This is a genomic window from uncultured Nevskia sp. (assembly GCF_903885465.1).
GTDB lineage: Bacteria > Pseudomonadota > Gammaproteobacteria > Nevskiales > Nevskiaceae > Nevskia.
Map to the genome: position 1 here is coordinate 1 of NZ_CAISIQ010000508.1, position 6,121 is coordinate 6,121.

A 6,121-nucleotide genomic window follows, 5' to 3' on the forward strand; every position below is an offset into this window, starting at 1 on the left:
GCGAAATTGGTAGACGCATGAGACTTAAAATCTCCCGCCTTCGCAGGCGTGCCGGTTCGATTCCGGCCGGGCGCACCAAGCTTGCTTTACACGCAGCTTGAACTTTTCGATGTACGCCCTGGTAGCTCAGTGGATAGAGCGACCGCCTCCTAAGCGGTAGGTCGCAGGTTCGATTCCTGCTCGGGGCACCACATCGCAGCATCGTCATAAGAAGCACGATCGACTCTCGTCGGATACCAGGAGCAGCGCCAAGGTGGACGCAAGTCTGAACTCGCCCTCGCACTGGATCCTGCTCGCGGTGCTGATCGCGGCGACGATCATCGACAGCCGCACGCGGCGAATTCCGAACCTGCTGTCGCTGGGTGGCGCTGCCGTGGGGATCTCGCTGGCAGTCATCGGCTCCGGCAGCGTGACGCCAGGTGCAGCACTTGGCGGGCTGGCGCTGGGCCTGATGGCCTTGCTGCCGCTCCATCTGCTGAAAGCCATGGGCGCCGGCGACGTGAAGCTGATGGCCGCTGTCGGCACGTTCCTGGGTCCGTCGATCACGCTGGCCGCTGTGCTTTGCACGTTCATCGCCGGAGCGGTAATCGCCATCATCGTGCTGATCGTTCGCGATGGTCTGCGCGAAACCGTGCAGCGCTATGGCTTCGGCATCAAGCACCTGATCCTGGGCGGGACCTGGCTGGGCAAGCGCGTCGACAAGGACGGCACCGGCCCGCTCCGCTTTCCTTACGCCGGAGCCATTCTTTGTGGTTCCGTTGCCGCCGTGCTCTGGGCCGCTGCGGCTGGCCACTGAGTGAGCGGTCGCGCACACGACCGAGCCACATAACGCTGCGGTAAGGGAAACGTGTTTTTTGGGCTTCGGCTTGAGAAGCAGGCGCTCCGCATCGGGAAGCGCTTTTTCGATCAGCAGGTAATTGGTGGAGACGATCGGGATCGAACCGACGACCTCGTCATTGCGAACGACGCGCTCTCCCAACTGAGCTACGTCCCCACACGAAACCTGCTGCCTGCTGTCTTGCGGAGTACACAATCATCATCGCTGCAAGACAACTTGCCGTCGCGAGAACTGTCTACACCGGGAGGATGAATTTCCCGTCAGCCAATCTGCACGACGGCGCGCAGTTTAAGCCTTGTCAACCGAAAGGGGAACCCTTTTCTTCGTGGTCCACGGTGCTGATGCCGGCTGTCGGCGCAGGCCGTCCGTTACGAGTGGCGTCTCACCTTCTGCTTGGCGATGATCCGATGATTCGCTCGCGCTCCGTCTTCGAGAACCCGTTCATGAACCGACTGCTGAAGCTTGCCCTGCTGTACCTGGCGATCTCGCCGATGCTGGCGCAAGCCGTTGCGCCAAACTCTGCGGTGGCAGACCCTTCGGCAAGGCTGACTTATCGCAGTGGCGAAGTAATCGTGAAGTACCGCGCCGGCATGAAGGCTCAGGCTAGCGATACGCTTCGAGCGGCGCAGGGGCAGCGCGCCGAAGCACGTTACTTCGATGGCCGCTTCGAGCGCCTGAAGCTGACATCGGTGGTCGATGTTCCAGGCGCCCTGAAGATGCTCGCCGCCGACCCTGCGGTGGAGTACGCCGAGCCGAATTTCATGCGCCGGCCGATGGCGGCGATGCCGAACGATCCGCTGTTCCCGCAGCAATGGGGACTGCGCAACACCGGGCAAGCGAACTTCGCCCTCGACGGTCCGGCCGGCATCGCAGGCGCCGACATGAATCTGGTCGAAGCCTGGGATTCGCTCGGTACCGGCATCGCTGATCGCATCGGGCGCGGCAACGTGACGATCGCCATCATCGACGATGGCTTCGAGACCTCGCACCCGGATCTGATTGACAACCTGGTCAACGGTTACGACTTCGCCGATAACGATTCCGACCCCAGCCCGACCTCGGCCGATGAATCGCACGGCACGGCCGTGGCCGGCGCTGCTGCGGCGCGCGGCAACAATGGCATCGGCGTCGCGGGTGCGGCCTGGAACGAAAAGATCATGCCGCTGCGCTTTGCCTATGACGTGGCCACCGAACTGCAAGCACTCGACTTCGCACGAACTCACGGTGCGCGCATCGTCAACGCCAGCTTCGGTGGCCCGAGCTATTCGCTGGCCGAGCGTGATGCTATCTCCGCACTGAATACCGCCGGCATCCTGTTCGTGACCTCGGCCGGCAATCAGGACTCGAACATCGACATCTCCGGCGCCAGCTATCCGGCCAACTACCAGCTGCCGAACGTGCTCACCGTTGCCGCGACCAATCGCCAGGACGGCATCGCCAGCTTCTCGAACTATGGCTCGACGACCGTGCCGGTGGCCGCTCCCGGTCTGCAGATCGTCACCACGACACTCGGCGGCGGCTACACCACCAACGGCATCAACGGCACTTCGTTCTCGTCTCCATATGTGGCCGGCGTCGCAGCGCTGATCCGCGACTACTATCCGACCGCGACGGTTGCCGAAGTGAAGGCGCGATTGATCGAAAGTGGCCAGGTCGGACTCGATCCATCGAACCCGGTGAACCTGCGTACCGCTGGCGGCCGTATCGATGCCAGACAGGCGCTGAATCTGCTGCCAAGGCCCTCGCTGGTGATCCGCCCCGTACAGGCGAGCAGCTACACGCTGGCGTACGACACGGGCAATGTCGACGTACCGGTGCTGGTACCAGCGACCGTCGAGGACGGTGCCAACGGCAACGGCAGCCTCGATCCCGGTGAAACGACAACTTTGCGGGTAACCGTCGAGAATCTCTGGCTGGCGGCGACCAATGTCCGCACTACGCTGACCGCCAGCGGCGCCGGCGTGGTCGTCAACAGCGGCACCGCCTCGCTCGGCACGCTTGGCTCCGGCGTCATCCAGCCGGTGGATTTCCAGGTGCGCGTGCCAGCCACTGTCAGCGGCCATCAGTACGTGCAGTTCGCGCTGGCGATCACTGCTGATGGCGGCTACACAGCAACGCGTCGCTTCATCATGGAAATCGGCAAGCTGAGCCTGGGCACCACGGCTTCGCAAAGCTTCGCGCCGGGCCTTTACGACGAATTCCACACCTGGAGCTTCGACGTGACCCGTCTGCCGGCTGGCAGCAATCGCCTGGTCGTGCAGTCCACCGCCGTCAACGACGTCGACATCTTCGTGCGCTACGGAGAACCGGCGCAGTACAACGTCGATCTCGGCGCCGGCGTGCCGACCACCGAGGGCGATCCCGAACCGTTCTACTTCGTCAACGTGCCGGAGGCGCAGCGCGGCGATGCCGCGGCCAACGGCGACGAGACGATCACCATCGACACTCCTCGCATCGGCACTTACTACGTCACCGTGGTCAATTTCGGTGGCACCCAAGGTGCCAACTACACGCTGCGCGCAGCGCTGGAGAACACGCCGCCACCACCTGGTAGCGGCGGTGGCGGTGGCGGTGCAGTACCGCCAGCACTGCTTGCGATGCTGCTGAGTGTGGCGCTGCTGAGGCGCCGGAAAGCAGTCCGATGACCGCTCGTCCGGCGGTTCTCCCGCGACCGCGACCAATGGCTGTGCAGGGGGGCTTCCACGCTTGCTGAAAGCCTGCTAAAACGCGCGCAAATCACGACGTCACTGGATGGAGCACGCACACGCATGGCTGGCAGACCGGGCAAGAAACCGCAACCGCAACCGAAGCCGTTCGACGAGTTTGCGGAAGAGGTGGAAGGCTTTGAAGACGACACGCCCGTGGTCGATGCCAAGGGCAATGTCGTGCCCAATGGCCGCTCGCGCGACTGGCGGGATGTCGAACGCCTGCGCGAGGAACGCGAGCTGAAGAAACTGATCGGCGAGGACTTCGACGATCTGTTCGACGACAAGCCCGGCCGCCGCAAACGCGACTGAAGCCGCGCCTGCGGGCTCAGCCAGCCGAGCGGATGAAATGCTGGCGGTAGTAGCGCAGTTCCTCGATCGAATCCCGGATGTCGTCCATCGCCAGATGCGATGACTCCTTCCTGAATCCCCTCGCCGTTTCCGGCGCCCAGCGCTGGCACAGTTCCTTGACCGTGCTGACGTCGAGATTGCGGTAGTGGAAGTAGCGCTCTAGCGTCGGCATCCAGCCAGCGAGAAAGCGGCGGTCCTGACAGATCGAATTGCCACAGATCGGTGATTTGCCGGCCGGCACCCAGTCCCTCAGAAAGGCGATGGTCTGCGCTTCGGCTTCCGCTGCGCTGACCTGGCTGGCGCGCACGCGCGCAGTCAGGCCGGACTTGCCGTGCTGGTTGACGTTCCACTCGTCCATCTTCGCCAGCTCGTGCTCCGGCTGATGTACGGCGATCACCGGACCTTCGGCGAGCACGTTCAGCTCACTGTCGGTGACGATGGTGGCGATCTCGATGATCCGGTGTTCTTCGGGGATCAGACCGGTCATCTCGCAGTCGATCCAGATCAGGTTGCTGGACGCTTGTTCGGGGCTGTTTTTCATGGCGCGAAGGGTAGCAGGCTGATGAAAAGTCGCGTGCTAACCTGCCGCAACTTCCCGTTTTCGAAAGGTGCGATATGCCCCGCGATGGCAGCGTGCTGAACACCATCGGCAACACGCCGCTGGTGGAGTTGAGGAACCTCGACACCGGCCTCTGCCGGCTGTTCGTCAAGCTCGAAAACCAGAACCCGACCGGCTCGATCAAGGATCGCATCGGCCTGTCGATGATCGAAGCCGCCGAACGCGACGGCCTGATTCATCCCGGCGGCACCCTGATCGAAGCCACCGCCGGCAACACCGGCCTGGGCCTGGCGCTGGTCGCGGCGCAGAAGGGTTATCGGATCACGCTGGTGATCCCGGACAAAATGGCGCAGGAGAAGATCCTCCACCTGCGAGCGCTCGGCGCGACCACGATCATCACGCGCAGCGACGTCGGCAAGGGCCATCCGGAGTATTACCAGGACATCGCCGAACGCCTCGCTCGCGAAACGCCGAACAGCTTCTACGTCAACCAGTTCGCGAACCCGGCCAATCCGCTCGCCCACGAAGCAAGCACCGGCCCGGAGATCTGGGCCCAGACAGGACAGATGTGCGACGCCGTGGTCGTCGGCGTTGGCTCCGGTGGCACGCTCACCGGGCTCGGCCGCTACTTCGCGAGAGTCGCGCCGCATCTGGAGATGGTGCTGGCCGATCCGAAGGGCTCGATCCTCGAACCGCTGGTCGAGCGCAACGAACAGATCACGCCGGGTTCCTGGCTGGTCGAGGGCATCGGCGAGGATTTCATTCCGCCGAACTGCGAACTCGGCTACGCCAAGAAGGCCTACTCGATTCCGGATGCAGAAAGCTTTCTGACCGCGCGCGAGCTGCTGGCCAAGGAAGGTCTGCTCGGCGGCTCATCGACCGGCACCCTGCTGGCCGCCGCGCTGCGCTACTGCCGCGCACAGACCGCGCCGAAGCGCGTGGTCACCTTCGTCTGCGATAGCGGCAACAAGTACCTGAGCAAGATGTACAACGATCACTGGATGTTCGAGCAGGGCCTGCTGCCAAGGCCGCGCCACGGCAACCTGCTGGACCTGATCGTCCGTCGCTATCAGGAAGGCGGCGCGGTGACCCTGAAGCCGGACGACAGCCTGCTGCTCGCCTATCGGCGGATGAAGCTGTTCGATGTCTCCCAGGTGCCGGTGATGGAAGGGCCACGGGTGGTCGGCATCATCGACGAGTCCGATCTGCTGCTACATGTGCAGGCCGGCTCCGCACACTTCAACGATGCGGTGTCGACGGCGATGGTGGCCAAGGTCGAGACGATTCGGCCCGATGCGCCGATGGCTAGCCTGATCGACTTGTTCCAGCGCGATCATGTCGCCGTGGTGGCCGATGCCGAAGGTGCCTTCATTGGCCTGATCACCAAGATCGATCTGCTCAACTACCTGCGTCAGCAAACCTGAAACTCAATCCTTTCCCGGAGCACACATGCGCCGCATCACGCTGTCCCTCGACGAAACCCTGGCCGATCAGTTCGACGCCTGGGCCGATCGCCACGGCTACGAAAACCGCTCCGAAGCGTTCCGCGATCTGCTCCGCGGCCGGCTTGAGAACGAACGCATCGACGACGGCAAGGCCTCGCATTGCGTGGCCACGGTGTCCTACGTCTACAACCATCACGAGCGCCAGCTGGCCAGCCGACTGGCC

6 protein-coding genes and 2 tRNA genes are annotated in these 6,121 nt (G+C 63.5%); 6 read left to right on the plus strand and 2 right to left on the minus strand.

Annotation, left to right across the window (positions count from 1 at the left end; genetic code table 11):
• Nucleotides 1-115: 115 nt before the first annotated feature.
• A tRNA-Arg gene (locus QZY06_RS19475) sits at nt 116-191 on the plus strand.
• Nucleotides 192-253: 62 nt separating this feature from the next.
• On the plus strand, nt 254-796 hold the full coding sequence (locus QZY06_RS19480; RefSeq protein ID WP_295687261.1) for a prepilin peptidase: 543 nt from the start codon (nt 254-256) through the stop codon (nt 794-796).
• 122 nt (nt 797-918) lie between these two features.
• Here the strand turns inward: QZY06_RS19480 and QZY06_RS19485 are convergent.
• Nucleotides 919-994, minus strand: a tRNA-Ala gene (locus QZY06_RS19485).
• 287 nt (nt 995-1,281) lie between these two features.
• Here QZY06_RS19485 and QZY06_RS19490 point away from each other — a divergent pair.
• Together QZY06_RS19490 and QZY06_RS19495 are read left to right on the plus strand one after the other, a co-directional pair.
• Nucleotides 1,282-3,483: a S8 family serine peptidase gene (locus QZY06_RS19490; RefSeq protein WP_295687264.1), complete on the plus strand. Its 2,202-nt coding sequence runs from the start codon at nt 1,282-1,284 to the stop codon at nt 3,481-3,483.
• 123 nt (nt 3,484-3,606) lie between these two features.
• Nucleotides 3,607-3,855, plus strand: a complete 249-nt coding sequence (locus QZY06_RS19495; protein ID WP_293397627.1) for a hypothetical protein — start codon at nt 3,607-3,609, stop codon at nt 3,853-3,855.
• 16 nt (nt 3,856-3,871) lie between these two features.
• Here QZY06_RS19495 and orn read toward each other — a convergent pair whose 3' ends face one another.
• Entirely contained in the window at nt 3,872-4,435 is a 564-nt protein-coding gene (orn, locus tag QZY06_RS19500) for an oligoribonuclease (RefSeq protein ID WP_295687268.1), read from the minus strand.
• 74 nt (nt 4,436-4,509) lie between these two features.
• Between orn and QZY06_RS19505 the strand changes: the two genes are divergently transcribed.
• Nucleotides 4,510-5,877 carry a cystathionine beta-synthase gene (locus QZY06_RS19505; protein WP_295687270.1) on the plus strand — a complete coding sequence of 456 codons (1,368 nt, stop codon included), beginning with the start codon at nt 4,510-4,512 and terminating at the stop codon, nt 5,875-5,877.
• A gap of 25 nt (nt 5,878-5,902) precedes the next feature.
• The coding region (nikR, locus tag QZY06_RS19510; protein ID WP_295687272.1) for a nickel-responsive transcriptional regulator NikR at nt 5,903-6,121 on the plus strand (219 nt) is incomplete at its 3' end.

Bases quoted from the DNA above. Each gene is read 5' to 3' on its own strand.
- QZY06_RS19490 (WP_295687264.1), top strand. From the start codon at position 1,282: ATGAACCGACTGCTGAAGCTTGCCCTGCTGTACCTGGCGATCTCGCCG.
- QZY06_RS19495 (WP_293397627.1), top strand. From the start codon at position 3,607: ATGGCTGGCAGACCGGGCAAGAAACCGCAACCGCAACCGAAGCCGTTC.
- orn (WP_295687268.1), bottom strand. From the start codon at position 4,435: ATGAAAAACAGCCCCGAACAAGCGTCCAGCAACCTGATCTGGATCGAC.
- QZY06_RS19505 (WP_295687270.1), top strand. From the start codon at position 4,510: ATGCCCCGCGATGGCAGCGTGCTGAACACCATCGGCAACACGCCGCTG.